This is a genomic window from uncultured Rummeliibacillus sp., from assembly GCF_934216135.1.
Lineage (GTDB): Bacteria > Bacillota > Bacilli > Bacillales_A > Planococcaceae > Rummeliibacillus.
The window spans coordinates 59,017-74,971 of sequence record NZ_CAKQBI010000002.1; the positions used below are offsets into that span (position 1 = coordinate 59,017).

At 33.8% G+C, this 15,955-nt stretch carries 17 protein-coding genes; 1 reads left to right on the forward strand and 16 read right to left on the reverse strand.

Going from position 1 to position 15,955, the window contains the following annotated elements:
* Positions 1-83: 83 nt before the first annotated feature.
* From Q0977_RS01950 to hmpA, 12 genes are all read right to left on the reverse strand, one after another.
* Positions 84-1,235 (reverse strand): ABC transporter substrate-binding protein, encoded by a 1,152-nt coding sequence (locus tag Q0977_RS01950; RefSeq protein ID WP_124217064.1) that lies wholly within the window; start codon positions 1,233-1,235, stop codon positions 84-86.
* A 364-nt stretch (positions 1,236-1,599) separates the two neighbouring features.
* Complete coding sequence (gene argF, locus Q0977_RS01955; protein ID WP_299510126.1) at positions 1,600-2,568, reverse strand: ornithine carbamoyltransferase; 969 nt, start codon at positions 2,566-2,568, stop codon at positions 1,600-1,602.
* Positions 2,569-2,763: 195 nt separating this feature from the next.
* Positions 2,764-3,084, reverse strand: coding sequence for a heme oxygenase (locus Q0977_RS01960; protein WP_299510128.1), 321 nt, complete (start codon positions 3,082-3,084; stop codon positions 2,764-2,766).
* A gap of 81 nt (positions 3,085-3,165) precedes the next feature.
* On the reverse strand, positions 3,166-3,843 hold the full coding sequence (locus tag Q0977_RS01965) for an ABC transporter ATP-binding protein (RefSeq protein ID WP_119417166.1): 678 nt from the start codon (positions 3,841-3,843) through the stop codon (positions 3,166-3,168).
* Positions 3,844-4,959 carry an ABC transporter permease gene (locus tag Q0977_RS01970; RefSeq protein WP_119417165.1) on the reverse strand — a complete coding sequence of 372 codons (1,116 nt, stop codon included), beginning with the start codon at positions 4,957-4,959 and terminating at the stop codon, positions 3,844-3,846.
* A 99-nt stretch (positions 4,960-5,058) separates the two neighbouring features.
* Positions 5,059-5,634, reverse strand: coding sequence for a TetR/AcrR family transcriptional regulator (locus tag Q0977_RS01975; RefSeq protein WP_299510132.1), 576 nt, complete (start codon positions 5,632-5,634; stop codon positions 5,059-5,061).
* Positions 5,635-6,014: 380 nt separating this feature from the next.
* On the reverse strand, positions 6,015-7,103 hold the full coding sequence (locus Q0977_RS01980; RefSeq protein WP_299510134.1) for a M42 family metallopeptidase: 1,089 nt from the start codon (positions 7,101-7,103) through the stop codon (positions 6,015-6,017).
* 68 nt (positions 7,104-7,171) lie between these two features.
* A complete protein-coding gene (dut, locus tag Q0977_RS01985; protein WP_299510136.1) occupies positions 7,172-7,609 on the reverse strand; it encodes a dUTP diphosphatase in 438 nt (145 codons plus the stop codon).
* A 97-nt stretch (positions 7,610-7,706) separates the two neighbouring features.
* Complete coding sequence (locus Q0977_RS01990; protein ID WP_299510138.1) at positions 7,707-7,976, reverse strand: DUF1294 domain-containing protein; 270 nt, start codon at positions 7,974-7,976, stop codon at positions 7,707-7,709.
* Positions 7,977-8,049: 73 nt separating this feature from the next.
* Positions 8,050-9,498, reverse strand: a complete 1,449-nt coding sequence (locus Q0977_RS01995) for a DUF5776 domain-containing protein (protein WP_299510140.1) — start codon at positions 9,496-9,498, stop codon at positions 8,050-8,052.
* Positions 9,499-9,705: 207 nt separating this feature from the next.
* The gene (locus tag Q0977_RS02000) at positions 9,706-10,989 is read right to left on the reverse strand and encodes a DUF5776 domain-containing protein (RefSeq protein ID WP_299510142.1); all 1,284 of its coding nucleotides are present in this window, start codon (positions 10,987-10,989) and stop codon (positions 9,706-9,708) included.
* Positions 10,990-11,221: 232 nt separating this feature from the next.
* The gene (gene hmpA, locus Q0977_RS02005) at positions 11,222-12,409 is read right to left on the reverse strand and encodes an NO-inducible flavohemoprotein (protein WP_299510144.1); all 1,188 of its coding nucleotides are present in this window, start codon (positions 12,407-12,409) and stop codon (positions 11,222-11,224) included.
* Between the two features lie 169 nt (positions 12,410-12,578).
* On the opposite strand from hmpA, the gene Q0977_RS02010 reads away from it, so the two are divergent.
* The gene (locus Q0977_RS02010) at positions 12,579-13,019 is read left to right on the forward strand and encodes an Rrf2 family transcriptional regulator (RefSeq protein ID WP_299510146.1); all 441 of its coding nucleotides are present in this window, start codon (positions 12,579-12,581) and stop codon (positions 13,017-13,019) included.
* Between the two features lie 101 nt (positions 13,020-13,120).
* On the opposite strand, the gene Q0977_RS02015 is transcribed toward Q0977_RS02010, so the two are convergent.
* The 4 genes from Q0977_RS02015 to infC all read right to left on the reverse strand — a co-directional run bounded on the left by Q0977_RS02015 (position 13,121) and on the right by infC (position 15,654).
* Positions 13,121-14,167 (reverse strand): serine hydrolase, encoded by a 1,047-nt coding sequence (locus Q0977_RS02015; protein WP_299510148.1) that lies wholly within the window; start codon positions 14,165-14,167, stop codon positions 13,121-13,123.
* A gap of 335 nt (positions 14,168-14,502) precedes the next feature.
* Complete coding sequence (gene rplT / locus Q0977_RS02020; RefSeq protein WP_299510150.1) at positions 14,503-14,862, reverse strand: 50S ribosomal protein L20; 360 nt, start codon at positions 14,860-14,862, stop codon at positions 14,503-14,505.
* Positions 14,863-14,913: 51 nt separating this feature from the next.
* Positions 14,914-15,114: a 50S ribosomal protein L35 gene (gene rpmI, locus Q0977_RS02025; RefSeq protein WP_119417020.1), complete on the reverse strand. Its 201-nt coding sequence runs from the start codon at positions 15,112-15,114 to the stop codon at positions 14,914-14,916.
* Between the two features lie 33 nt (positions 15,115-15,147).
* On the reverse strand, positions 15,148-15,654 hold the full coding sequence (gene infC / locus Q0977_RS02030; protein ID WP_119417021.1) for a translation initiation factor IF-3: 507 nt from the start codon (positions 15,652-15,654) through the stop codon (positions 15,148-15,150).
* Positions 15,655-15,955 lie beyond the last annotated feature (301 nt).

The window sequence follows — 15,955 nt, forward strand, 5'->3', positions numbered from 1 at the left end:
ATTTAATCACCCTTTTCTTTTATGTTTTTCAGTTATGAGACTACAAGCTTTGACTTAAAAATAGCCAAAGCTTGCAATTCTAATTACTTAAATTCAACGAATTTTCCGTCTTTAATTTCTACAACTGTAGGGTCCATGACAACGTCACCTTCTTTGTCAAATGAAAACTTACCTAAAATCCCTTCATAGTCTTTTGTTTCAGCTAAAGCTTTATGGAATGCTTCACGATCTGCTTCACCAGCTCTTTCCAAAGCGTCTGCATAAATATATAAAGCATCATAAGCCTGTGCAGCAAACTGATCTGGCAACTTACCGTAAGCTTCTTTATATTTGTTGTTAAAATCAACAACTTTTTGTTCTTGTGAATCACCAAACCAAGGTGTTGCTACAACTAACCCATTTGCAGCATCTCCTGCAATTTCAATCACTTGTGGCGAGTTAAAACCATTACCACCTACAAATGGTACATCAATACCCATTTTTCGTGCTTGATCCATAATTACCGCACCTTCGTTATATAAAGCAGAAGCTAAGATAAAATCAGGTTTTTTACTTTTGATCTTCGTTAACTGTGCGTTGTAATCGCTTTGTCCTTTTTGGAATGTCTCTGTTGTAACAACTTCTAAGCCCATTTTTTCAGCTTCTTTTTTCATCGTGTCATAGCCGGACTTTGTGAATACATCATCATTTCCATAAATAATTGCTACTTTTTTTCCGTTTGTTTTTGCAACCACTTTTTCCATTGCAGCTGGAATAGCTAGTGCTTCAGGTATTGAATTTCTAAAAACATAGTCGCCAATTTGTGGAATACCTTCTGCAGTAGTGGATGTTCCCATAATTGGTATTCCATTTAATTCGGCTTCTGGAGCAACTACTTTAAATTCGGTACTTAATGTCGGTCCGATAATTGCAAGAATATCATTATCAGCCATAATTTTTTGACCAGCAGATAATGCTTGTTCTTGTTTCCCTGCAGAGTCCTCTGTAACCAGTTCGATGTTAACATCGCCCTTTGCATTAATCTCTTTTTGTGCTAGTTTAAGCCCATTTGTAATGGCTTCACCATAAGCAGCTCCAGCACCAGTCATATAAGCAATTACCCCTATTTTTGCTTCAACCTTACCACCGGACTTTCCAGATGATTTTTTGTCAGAGTCAGAACTACCACATCCTGCTAGAAAAATCAACATAAATACTGATAATAGCGTAAATATTCTCTTTGTAATCGTATTCATAAAAATCCCCCTTGAAGTTATTAAGTTGATACAAGTTCTATTAAATTACATTTACATTGATATGTAAATAGAAATTTCTAAATTATTAGTATTTTCTGATATTTTTTATTAATATTCTTTTAGTAGTGTTCTTTATAAATTTATTATTCTTTAACTTTTTTATGCATAGATTTAATAGGTATATTTTTAGATTGGGAAATTCTAAGTAGTAAAAAAAGAGCAGTAGAATTACTCTGCTCTTGGAACACGATTTTTTAATAAAATTACCGTATTTCAATTGAATACAATGAAATACGGCACTTTATTTATATAATGGAACTTTTATTAGTTAGCATCTTACCGACCTTTATATTACATGTACTTTTTATTCCCCTAAAATAGAGGCAAGAACTGCTTTTTGTGCATGAAGGCGATTTTCTGCTTGTTGGAAGATGAAAGAGTTCGGTCCATCAATAACAGATGTTGCAACTTCTTCTTCACGATGGGCAGGTAAGCAGTGAAGGAACATGTAATCTTTTTTAGCATGCGCTACAAGTTCATCATTAATTTGATATCCTTTGAAATCTTCTAAACGTTTTGCTGCTTCTTCTTCTTGGCCCATTGATGTCCACACATCTGCATAAATGACATCTGCATCTTTTGCAGCTTCTACAGGATCATAAGTATGTGCAACAGTGCTTCCGTTTTTCGATGCAATTTCTGATGCTTTTTTCATGATTGCTTCATTAGGTTCGTAATTTTTCGGAGTTGCAACAACAACGTCAATTCCAACATGTGCACATGCAACTACAAGAGAGTGAGCTACATTATTGCCATCACCAACATAAGCTAATTTCAAACCTTTCAATTCGCCTTTTTCTTCAGCGATTGTTTCTAAATCTGCTAAAGCTTGGCAAGGATGAGCAAGATCTGTTAAGCCATTGATAACAGGAATTGAAGCATGTTCTGCTAGTTCTTCTACCATTTCATGTGAGTTTGCACGAATCATAATTCCGTCTAGGTAGCCTGATAATACGTGACCTGTATCATGAATAGATTCACCACGACCGATTTGCAAGTCGCGTGCATTCATATACATCCCTTTACCACCTAGTTGATTCATCCCAACTTCAAATGAAATACGTGTACGAGTTGAATTTTTTTCGAAAATCATTCCTAATGTTTTGCCTTCTAATAACGGAGGACAACTGCCTTCTTTTGTAATCACTTTTAGCTTCATAGCAAGATCAAGTAAACCTTTTATTTCCTCGCTTGTGTAGTCTGCAAGTGCTAGTAAATCTTTATCTTTTAAAGAAGTCACCAATTTAAGTTGAACAAGTTCTAATAATTTCATCAAAATCGCTCCTTACATTTCTTGTGATAAAAACCATTATACATATGAATAAATATTAAATCAATTGTATTTTTATAATTTTTTCAAAAAATTAAAATCCTTTACGATATAACGTAAAGGATTTTAAAGGAATGCTATTTTAAAGTAACATATACATTCAATTTCTAAATTTGTTAACTCTTACAAATAATTTACTTATTTGTTTTCAGTAGAAGAAGCAATTTCAGAAATTACAATTTGGCTACCAAGTAAAGGTGATTCTTTTGCAGCATCACTAGGTGATTGTTTGTGTGCATTTTTGAAAGCATCACTTTCACGCCAAACATTAAAGTTTTCTAAATTATCCCAATACATATTAACATCCATTTCATCGAATTCTTCATTAGATGTGCAAACTAAAACTTCAGTTTTGATAAATCCTTTGAATTCCCCGATTTGTTTATCAGCTGTGAAAGCTGGTGCCATACGACTAGCGAATCCTTTTTTAGTTTTAATACGGTTTGTAATAACGAACATGTTAAATCTCTCCTTAATTTTCGTATTTTTTATCTATTTTAGTGTATTACAATCATGAAAAAACATGTAACACAGTTAAAATTATTTTTGTAAAGTTAAAGTACCGTCTTCCATTTTATACACTTTATCGCAGTATGCTAACATACGTTCATCATGGGTTACCATGATGGCTGCTTTGTTGCGTTTTTTTACTTCATCCGCGATTAATTTTACGACTTCGTGTGCACGTTTAGAATCTAAACTAGCAGTTGGTTCATCAGCTAGAATAACATTAGAGTCATTCATCAATGAACGAGCGATTGCAACACGTTGACGTTCCCCACCGGAAAGTTCATTTGGATACTTTTTCAATTTATCGCCTAATCCAAGTTCAGTCAATAATTTTTTAGCTTTTTCTTGATCTTCTTTTGTTACTTTACCTGTCATTTTCTTCACTAAAATTAGTTGATCTACTACGCTTAAATAAGGGATTAAATTTGAGCTTTGTAGGATAAAACCAATTTCTTGTAAACGGAATTTTGACAACGCTTTTGAAGATAGATTAGTAACTTCTTTATCATTGATATTAACAGTTCCTGAAGTTGGTTTTAATAATGCGCCAACAATAGATAAAAGTGTACTTTTACCAGAACCTGATGGTCCAACAATAGCTACAAATTCTCCTGGTTTTACATCCATAGAAGCATGATTTAATGCTGTAATAGAAGAATTTCCTTCTTTATAGGTTTTTGTAACATTTTTAATCTGCAATCCATTCATTTATTCCACTCTCCCTAATGCAGTTAATGGATCAATCTTGGCGATTTGACGGACTGAAATAAGTGAGCTTAACAAGCTAATAACAAGTAAGGCGATACCATATAAAACAACTAGTTTGCCGTCTAGATCAAATGGCATATTCTCTGGGAAGATAAGAGCTGTTAAGTAGGTTAATGCAACCCCTATCAAAATACCAATAACTGATAAAACGAATACTTGTGATACGATGGCTTTTGTGATGAATCCGCTACTTGCACCAATAGCTTTCATTACACCAAATTGTTGTGTTTTTTGAATTGTAATAACATAGAAGAATACTGCGATAACAAAAGCAGAAATAACGATTAAGAATGCAAGCATCATTAAAATCGTTCCGTTTTCTTCCATGTAACCTGGCATACCGTTAATTGCCGCACTTTTTGTTACAGTTTCAATACCATTAATAGATTTATCTAATTGTGCTGGGTCTAAATCTGGTGCTTGTACAACAATTGCATTTACCACATCTTTGATTCCGTTGTTTGATCCTGGTGCAGCAAATGCATAATCTCTCCATTGATCAACGTTTGAGAACAATACTGGTAAATGGTTATAAGTTTCTCCTTCTACGAAACCAATAATTTTTAGTTTAATAGTAGAGCTATCTACTTGAACTTCGTCACCAATTTTATATCCTTTATCTTTTAAAGTATCGTTAGCAAGTACTCCATTTTTTACATCTGGATCTAATTGTTTACCTTCAATTACTTTAGGTTCGATAAATTCACCTGGATTAATACCTAATACAGCGATATCTGTTTTTTCCTCATCTTTTTTACCATGAGAAATGGCAGCCATAGATGCACCAAATGGTGTTGCATCTTTGACGTCTTTATTTTTCTTAACATCGTCTACTAACGAATTAGATATTAACGATTTACTAAATGTTGCTTTGGCACCATCTTCATATACTACATAATCTGCATCTAAATTCTTTACTGCAGCTGCACTTAGTGTAGATAAACCATTACCAAGTCCAGATAAAATAAAGACTAACCATGCGATTAATACGATGATGATACTCATCAATGTATAGCGCAGTTTTGCGTGTTTTAACTCTTTTAATGCTAAAAACATGGATTTATTTCCTCCTTATAAGTTACACTCATGTCACTTTTGACTTTAAAAAAATCAAAAATACTTACAAATCTATTATACACATAAGTTACACTTGTGTCACTTATTTTCTCCGCATACGCCGTGTAATATTAATCGTTTAATATATTGAAGTTGTTCTTCTGTAGATAAATTAGGTTGTTTAGGGATATCAATGGTTTGAAAAATAAATCCCAATACTAGTGAGTCAGGAATTGTTGAATCGATATACTTTTCTCTTTTACCATTTGTAACAATCCTTAATAAAGGCTCATACAAATCCTTATGCATAGATGATAGTTTTGCTTTTTTTTGAATGATTTCCTCAGATACATCTTGAATAAGTGCAACCATCCCTAGAATTTGATGTAACTCATTGAAATGAGCCATACGATTCAACAAATCCTCAAGCTGTTGTTCAAATGTACCTTCTTGTCTTACTTGTTTTAAATCGCCTACACTTTTATCCATCTCATACAACATAAAATCCATTAATAATTCGTCTTTGTTTATATATTGTTTATAAATGGCTGCTCGTGATACCTCTAAAGTCTCTGCTAAATGGCTGATCGTAAAGCCATCGTAGCCAACTTGAAGAATTTGTTTCTTTGTAGCTATGAAAATATCAATTGTTGAAAACTTACGGTCCCTACCCAATCTGCCACCTCATTTCTTCTATTTGTTTAATCGTATCACTTATCAGTATTAGACGACAACAATTATTATCTAAAAAGACTGAGGATACTGAAGAAGTCCTTTCTAATTCTTATTGTGAGTATTAGAACGAATTAATTGTTCTCGTACTCGCTTTTTTCATTTAAAGCCGCGGATTTCCGTTCCAGACAGACGCTTTCCGCGAGCACGTCCTCAGCTTCTTCCTCGCTACGCTCAGTCTCCATTCATCACTATTTCACTACGCAAAAGAAAAAAACTACCCCCTAACAATTTTAGTTAGGAGGTAGTTAATAACTAAGTTTTATTTGAATTCGTAGAAGCGAAAGAAATCAAATAATTTATACTCGTTCATTCTTTTTCTTTTATTCAAAAGTAATCTTATTTACTGTTTCACGGTCTAATTTTTTAATAACTTCAATCACTAATTTGACTGTATTTTCAAAGTCATCGCGGTGTAAAATTCCTGCATGTGAGTGAATATAGCGTGTAGCGATACCAATTGATAATGCGGGTACACCATTTGCTGTTAAATGGATAGAACCTGCATCTGTTCCTCCGCCAGGGATTGCTTCAAATTGGTAAGGAATATTATTCTCCTCTGCTGTATCCACAACAAGATCTCGCAAACCTTTATGAGCCACCATCGAGCCATCATAAATAATGATTTGTGGACCGGCACCCATTTTACTATTCGATTCTTTTGAGGTGATTCCAGGAGTATCACCAGCAATACCGACATCAACTGCAAAACCAATATCAGGATTAATCTTGTTTGCAGCTGTTTTAGAGCCACGAAGTCCAACTTCTTCTTGAACAACCCCACAACCGTACACGATATTTGGGTGTTGTGCATTTTTTAAACCCTTTAAGACTTCTATGGCAATTGCACAACCGATTCGGTTATCCCATGCTTTTGCTAGTAAATGTTTTTCATTTTTCATGACGGTAAATTCAAAATAAGGTGTTACCATATCACCTGGTTTAATGCCCCAGCTTTCTACTTCTTCTTTTGAAGTTGCACCGATATCGATGAACATATCTTTAATTTCATACGGCTTTTTACGTGCAGCTGCAGGCAGAATATGCGGTGGTTTTGAACCTATGACACCGACTATTGTTTCACCTTTACGGGTAACAACTTGCACTCGTTGAGCAAGCATTACTTGTGACCACCAGCCACCAACTGTTTGAAATTTCAAGAAACCTTTTTCATCAATTTGAGTTACCATAAAACCGACTTCATCAAGGTGTCCTGCAACCATAATTTTAGGTCCGTTTGAATCGCCGACTTTTTTAGCAATAACAGCACCTAAGTTATCGTTTTCCACTTGATCTGCATAGGGTGTTATATATTTAGTCATGACATCACGAGACTCTTTTTCATTTCCTGCAATGGCACGAGCATCTGTTAACTCTTTTAACATCGTTAATGTTTCATCATATTGAACCATTATTTCGGCCCCCTAAGTATTTGTTCATGTCCATTATAATACCATTTGTCTCTATTTTCAAAAAATAATTAAAATTTGCCTGAAGACCCAAACCCTTGTGCAGAACGAGTTGAATCTGAAACTTGTTCTACTTGTTCTACTTGAACTTGAAGTACGGGTGCTATAACCATTTGAGCAATTCGCATATGCTTTTCTACTAAGAAATCCTTTTTACCATGATTTATTAATATGACTCTTATTTCCCCTCGATAACCTTCGTCAATAGTACCAGGACTATTTAGTACGGTAATGGAATGTTTTAGTGCTAGCCCACTTCTAGGACGAACTTGTGCTTCCGTTCCTTGTGGTAGTTCAATTACAATCCCAGTAGGAATTAATGCAGACTCTCCTGGTTTAATGAGTTTGTCTTCAACTGCATATAAGTCTAATCCTGCATCCCCTGGATTAGCTCGAAATGGCATTTTCGCATCTTTATGAATAAGTTGTACTTTTAATGTGTATTCCATCGTTTAGCCTACCTTTTTTCTTAAATAATATAATCCTCACTCATCGTATAGGAAAAACTAGATGTTGAAAAGAAATATAACAGAAATCATGAATATTCTAAATAACATAAAGAATAAAGCCTTCAATAATAGTCAGCATTGTAAAACCATACACAAAATGATTATGACGAATTTTGTGACGAAAGATAATCATTCCTAGCCACGTACCAGCTGCTCCTCCAATACATGCGATTAACCATAGCTGCTTTTCTGGAATACGCCATCGACTATTTATGGCTTTCCACTTATCAATACCCATAAAGGTAAATCCGATGAAAAACATGATTAAAAAGTAACTATTTACTAAGTTCAATAGATTAGTGGACATAAATTCTCCTTTAGTAAAACTAATTAAAAAAGCATATAGAGAAATTTTCTCTATATGCAGATATACACTTATCTTATTTTGCTACTACATAAGATTTATTAGCAGTTATATAATTACCATTTGCTACTTTTAATCGCGGAATCCCGTTAGAGTTAAATACAATAGATTTAACTGTATACGTCTTTCCTTTAGCAAGTGCTGTTTTTCTTGCTGCGGATGTAAAGGTAGTGCTGGTATATTGATAAACCTTTTTCTTTAATTGTACTTTACCTGGATTTACATATATATAATTTGTAATGTTAGGTGTCACGACTCTTACATAATCCTTACTTGCCGTAATATATGATCCAGATGCTGTTTTAAGACGAGGCGTACCACCTGTTGAATAACCAAGGTCTTTAATCGTCAATATTGTATTTTTCTTTACACCAACAAGTTTCTTTTCTAAATTGACATTATTGTATGCATACAAATAGGATTTAACGAGAACTTTACTTGGTGTTGTTGTGTAATATTGATCAATTGAAGATGTAACTTTCACGACATAATCTCGATTAGCAGTTACATATTGTCCATTTGTTAGTTTTAATCTTGGTGTACCAGCAGATGTTTTTTCAATACCTGTTATATTTAACAAAGTATTTTTTGCAATAGATTTACCTTTTGTGGCATCAGTGAAACTGGTAGATGAGTATTGATTCAATTTTATCTTAGTTGCTATTTTTACTGGATTTGTCGTATAGTATCTTGGCTTACTTGCAGTTGTGATACCACTTGTCCCAGTTAGATAGCTCAAACTAACTTTTGGATTTAGACGGTTTAAATCTACATATGTGCTAATTCCTGAAACTGTACCTTGGTCTGTATATTGCCATAAGTCATAGGGATGAGATGGCGCTGCAGTACTGTTGTTATATCTTGGAATCCATACAAAATCAAATTTAGACGTATCTAAATTAAATGAATCATATAAGTGATTGGCTATATAGAGCCCAATTTTCTTATCTGTTTTCGTACGTAATTGTTTTACATATGCATTAATAATCGTTCGCATACTTTCGCCGGATTTACTTGTGTTTTCTTCTACATCAAGTACATAAAATTTTGTATTCTTACTTGCTCTATTATAAAAATTATTCGCTTCTGTCTTAGCATCACTTGAGGATTCAGCTAAACTATATGCATAGACACCAAATGGTACTCCATATTTCTTTGCACCTGCTTCATATGTCGCATGCTTTGGATCTTCAAAGGTACTACCATATTGAGTTCGGATAATTACTAGATCCAAAACCTTACTCGCTTTACTCCAATCGATATCCTTTTGATAATAAGAGATATCTGCAATAGTCGGCTCTGAAGAAGCTTTTCTTAATAGATTTTCTGTAATTGGCTCTGTTTCCCACTTTTCTGTATGGTCAGGGTTCGCAGGTGCTAGTTCTTCTGCAGATACAGTATGTAAGGTTACAAGACTCGCTATCAACATTGTTACGATAAACGCTAATTTCCTCAGTACTTTCACTTCTCTTTTCTCCTTTAATATTTTTCTAACAAATTCTTATATGTATAAGTTTCTGCTAATTTTAAGAATAACAAACTATTACTAGAAAATATAAAACATCTTGCCTTCAAATACATTGCAAAAGTTACATTTCTATTAAAAATCGCTAACTTTTCCAGAAAAAAAGCACAGATTTCCTTTTGGAAACCTGCGCTAAATTTTAGGATTTTAATATGCTATCAAACTATTTTTATTGGCAGTTATATAATTACCATTTGTAAGTTGAAGGCGTGGAGTACCTGCAGCTGTATAACTAATTCCCTTTATATTAAGAGTCGCTCCTTTTTTTAGGATAGATACTTTTGATGAGTTCGTAAATGAAATATTGCTATATTGATTAACATTTTTTATTAATTTTACATAGTTAGGTTTTGTTATGACATAATTTTTATACTTTGATGTTAGTCCAATCACATATGATTTGTTCGCTGTAATATAGCTACCTGAAATTGTTTTTAACCTTGGGTAACCAGTTGAACTATATTCGATACCTTGTATTGTTAAAATCGTATTCTTTTTGACATTGCCAATCTTAGTTTGGTTATTAAATGTCGTAGAAGAATAGGCACCAACAGCTGTTTTTGTAATAATAAATGCAGGTTTTACAGAATAATATTCGGTATGGACACTTGCTGGTTCTGTTACAGGTTGCTCATTTTCTTTTGTATCCGTTTTTGTATCTTCTATCGATTTAACAGGAGCTAATAATTCAGCCAATGTTAGATTTGGATTTAACCGATTTAAATCTACATTTTCGTTAATCCCATCAATTCTCCCTTTATCTGTATATTGCCATAAATCATAAGCAAAATCTGGTTTCGATGTACTATAACGTGGAATCCATACAAAATCCGCTTTTGATGTATCTAGATTAAAGCTCTTATATAGATGATGAGCAATATATAATCCAATTTTCTTATCTGTTTTTGTACGAAGTTGTTTAATATATGCATTTGTAATTGTTCGCATACTTTCGCCAGATTTACTTGTGTTTTTTTCAACATCAATCACATAAAATTGTGCATCTTTGTCTGCTCGGTTATAAAAATTATTGGCCTCCACTTTTGCATCACTTGAAGATTCAGCTAAACTAAATGCATAGACTCCAAATGGTACTCCATATTTTTTAGCACCAGCTTCATTTTTCTTATGATATGTATCTTCTTCCGTACTGCCATGTTGTGTTCGGATTATAACTAAATCTAGTTTTTTACTAGCTTTTGACCAATTAATATTTCCTTGCCATTTTGAAATATCCGCAATAAGTGGCTCTGATTTCAATAATCTAAGTTTATCGTTTTTCGTTGTATCGACAATAATTGGTGTCGTCTCCCAGGTTGTCGTACTATCTGGGTTAGCAGGGCCAAATTCTTGCGCATGTGCACGATGCATACTAAATGTACAGACAATCATAGCAACAAATATTGCGGTTAACACTTTCACATTCTTCATCCTTATAATCTCCTTTTTCAAATTGTTCTATGTATTTAACTCTATAGTAATAGAATAACAAATTTTGTATAGGTATAAAGATTCATTAATAGGGAACTCAATGGATTACAGTAATATTTTGTTAATGGCAATCGAAAGTAAAGCAGATACTAATGAAAAAAGTAGTCAGAAATATTTTCCTGACTACTTGAGCTCTTTACTATTTTTAATATGTTATTTACGGAATTTCACATTAAGCATTTACTGTTACTTTTAATTGTTGTGCTGGTCCGAAGAATTCAAAGTGAATTTGAGATTCTTTAAACCCAATCGCATATAAGTGGTTAATGATTGCTTCCATAAATACGGATGGCCCACAAACATATACGTCATGGTCTAAACCTACGTTTTCTTGTAAAAATTCTTTTGTGATATATCCAACTTCATCTGTATTTAAAGTAATATAACTAGCATTTGGCATCTTTTCTAAGTTTGCAGAAATTTCTTTGTCAAATACATGTAATTTTGCTGTACGCGCACTGTGAATAAGTGTTGTCGCTCTATTTGGATCAAGTGCAGCTAAAGTATCAAACATTGCCATTAATGGTGTAATACCAACGCCACCTGCGATAAATGTTACAGGTGCTTTTGAAGCTAGATCTAAATGGAAATCACCTGCTGGAGCACTTACTTCGATACGATCTCCAACTTTTGCTTGGTTGTGTAAGTAAACAGATACTTTACCTTCTGGATCGTTTATATCCTCACGTTTCACAGAGATACGGAATGCATTTTTGTTTGTAGCTCTTGATAGACTATATTGACGACGGTGTGTAAATTTTTCACCAGGAATATCAATTTTCACTGTAATATATTGACCTGGTTTGTATTCAGGTAAAGTTTCACCATCAACTGGTTTTAAATAGAATGATGTAATTTCTTCGTTTTCTACTACTTTATCGGCAATTTCAAATTCTTTAAAGAATCTCCAACCGCCTTCTTTGTTTTCAGCCTCTTGATACATACTTTCTTCCGTTGACATAAATGCATCAGCGATTACACCATATGCCTCAGCCCATGCATTTATAATATCATCAGTTGCTGCATCTCCAAGTACTTCTTTAATAGCTCCTAGTAAAAACTCACCAACGATTGGGTAATGTTCTGGTTTTATACCTAAGCTACGGTGTTTTTGAGCAATTTGATGTACAACTGGCATAATTGCTCCAAGATTTTCGATATGAACAGCAGCTGCATAAACTGTATTTGCTAACGCGGCTTGTTGACGACCTTTCGCTTGGTTAGCGTGGTTGAATATATTTAATAGTTCTGGATGTGCGACAAACATATTTTTATAAAAAGCTTTAGTGATTTCATTTCCATGTACTTCTAATACTGGTGCAGTAGATTTTACAATATCCATTGTTTGTTGAGATAACATGTTGAACACTCCTTTTCTTTTAACAATTTAAAGATACACCTTCATGTCCTTTAAAACAATATTTCAAATACATCTTTAACAGAAAAGACACATTTGAAATACATCTTTTAAAATCGCCTTGATTTTTACTTTACATGCTATAATAGTCATTGAAATGGTGGTGGATTGGATGCGATTAACTTTATATACCGATTATTCTTTGCGTGTCCTGCTCTATCTTGGCGCTATGAATCCCGAGAAACTAGCCACGATTAAAGAAATATCGGATGCATATGGAATTTCAAAGAATCATTTGATGAAAGTAACGCATGAGCTTGGTAAGCTTGGATATATAGAAACAATTCGAGGTCGTGGTGGCGGTATTCGTCTTGCTATGAAGCCTCAAGACATTATTATTGGTCAAGTAATTAGACAAACAGAGGAAGATTTCTATTTGGTGGATTGTTTTAATCCTGAATCAGTTGGATGTATTATCTCTCCAGTTTGTAATTTAAAAGGTGCTTTAAATAAGGCACTACAAGCCTATTTGGCTGTTCTAGATGAATACTCTTTAGGGGATTTTCTACATTCAAAAGAAGAACTGGCCTCTTTACTTTTTAATGATGAGTAACATAACAATCAATCAAAAACCTGTCATCCAGTAAAGTAATCTGGACGACAGGTTTTTTATTACAGGAATCTCTACCCCATCGATCAAAGGAAACAGAAAGATTAGATTATTTCTTTGACTTCCACTCGAAATTTTTCTTCTTTTAAAAATTTTAATTGAAATGCATTAAGGTTTTGTGAGAGCTTCTTCTGCTCTAATATACTTAAATCATTTGAAAAGAAAACAATCTCTGTCTTATTTTGTTCTTTATCTGTTGCATACATGGCACTTGTGAGAACGAATGCAGTAGAACCACCCTTTTGTCCCGCATGGGTAAGCCACTCCCTATTTTTAGGATTTTTCATTAATTGCTCCATTACAGGATCAAGATATTTATACACCTCTTTTTTATAATAGGTTTTAGAATTTAGTGTATTCATAATGGATACATAATCACTTGTAGTAGATCGAGGTAATCGATCAGACCATATCTTCTGAAAATCCATATCTAAAGTCTTTAATAATTGCTTTTTTTCTTGACTAGTGAGTGGTTGCTTTACCCATTTATTATGAATATCAATCGCTCTTCTCCGATATTCTGACATATCCATTTCTTTTAGTATTTCTAGTATTTCTTGTTTTGATGATCCTAATTTTTCATTCATCAATTGACTAGGAATATATAGTGCACTTGTAGTTGGGTACATAGGTTCATGATTTAAGATTCCTAGACTTTTGGGAACTTGATTGATATTTTGAAGGCCAAGTACCTCAATCAAGTATTCTGTATTTGCATTAGAGCTATAAGCTATCATTCCATTGGCTACTTCATATAATGGAACACTATCTATATTATTTTCTTTCCATTGTTTAATCCATTCTTCATGTGCTCCCCCATCTGTCTTCGGGATATAGAATTTATCTAGTTCTTTTAGTTTTACTTTTTTATCCGGATCAATTTTCCCTTCTGCTGCTTGTTTGGCATATTCAATTGCAAGGATAATTTTGACCGTACTTGCTAGAGGAAGTAGCTTATTGGGGTTAATTTCTATCCAAGTTTGATCATTGTGTCTTATAGACAATGAAACATTTCCAGTATCTAATTTTTCTTTTATAAAATGATTAATGTATTTAGGATTTGTTTTTCCATTTTCCCTTTGTAATATCAAGTGCCCTATTGCTCTCATTAAAAATGCAATTACTATGCCCCCAATAAACCAAAATGCAAACTTTACTATCGTGACTCCCCCTTTTAACAATCATTTATTTTAAATACTACCATTAAAGTACTATAAATTCCCATAAAAGGATATTGCATTTTTACATTAACGATTTAAATCATCATATCTACTTTTATATAGATTCAGCTAATCTGAGGTCATAATTTGCATAAAAAAAAGCCTATGAATATTAAATATTCATAGGCTTTAATTAAGCATAACAAATATATAAGGAATAGTGTCTCTAATCATACGATAGAAACATTACGTTATCTATTGTTATACTATTTTGCGATTGCTTTTTTAGCAGCGTCTGCTAATTGAGCGAATGCAGATGCATCATTTACAGCAAGATCAGCTAACATTTTACGGTTAACTTCGATTTCAGCAAGTTTTAAACCGTGCATTAAACGGCTGTAAGAAAGACCGTTGATGCGAGCAGCTGCGTTGATACGAGTGATCCATAATTTACGGAAATCACGTTTCTTTTGACGACGGTCACGATATGCATATTGACCTGATTTCATAACTGCTTGGTTAGCAACTTTATATAATGTATGTTTAGAACCAAAGTAACCTTTAGCTAATTTTAAAACTTTTTTACGACGTGCGCGTGTTACAGTACCGCCTTTTACGCGTGGCATACTAATTACCTCCTGCTATTCAATTACATGAATATTAATGTATTTTCGGAATTATTTAATGTTCGCAAGTAAAGATTTAATGCGTTTGAAGTCACCTGAAGATACGATATTTGCTTTACGTAAGTGACGTTTTGCTTTAGTAGATTTGTTTGCGAATAAGTGGCTACCGTAAGCACGGTCATATTTTAATTTACCAGTACCCGTTTTTTTGAAACGTTTAGCTGCGCCACGGTGAGTTTTCATTTTTGGCATTTCGAATTCCTCCTAAACTGTTCGACTAAAAACTTATTTTTTTTCGTTCTTAGGTTGTAATACTAAGAACATGCTTCTGCCTTCCATTTTCGGTTTTTGTTCAACCGTTGCAACTTCAGCACAAGCTTCCGCAAAGCGATCTAACACTTTTTGACCAATCTCTTTATGAGTAATAGCACGGCCTTTAAAACGAATAGATGCTTTTACTTTGTCTCCTTTTTCAAGGAATTTGATCCCGTTACGCAATTTTGTTTGGAAATCGTGTTCATCGATAGTAGGACTTAGTCTTACTTCTTTCATCACGATAACTTTTTGGTTTTTGCGTACTTCGCGATCTTTCTTTTGTTGCTCGAATTTAAATTTACCATAGTCCATGATACGAGCGACTGGTGGCTTGGCTTGAGGAGCCACAAGGACAAGATCCAAATTTGCACGTTCTGCAATTGATAAGGCTTCGTTTCGTGATTTAACTCCAAGCTGATCACCATTATGATCGATTAGACGAAGTTCACGAGCGCGAATACCTTCGTTTACATACATGTCTTTGCTAATAACAATCCACCTCCAAGTAGTGTCGCGAATACATGGTTTGGGCTAGTTGCCCGAAGATCGGTACGGGTATTTCGATGTCCACTAAAAAAGGGCGGACATAGTCGAAATGTCCGCCCGCAAGATATATGTACACGCCGAAATGCGTGATCCGTTCTATCATGTAACCTGTCAACACTAATTTCTTAGATCAATCAGGTGAGAAGCGGGCAGCCTCTACTTCAACCACAAACTTTGTATTCATTAACCTTTTATACTTTATCATGTAAGAAATAATTTGTCAACATTTTTT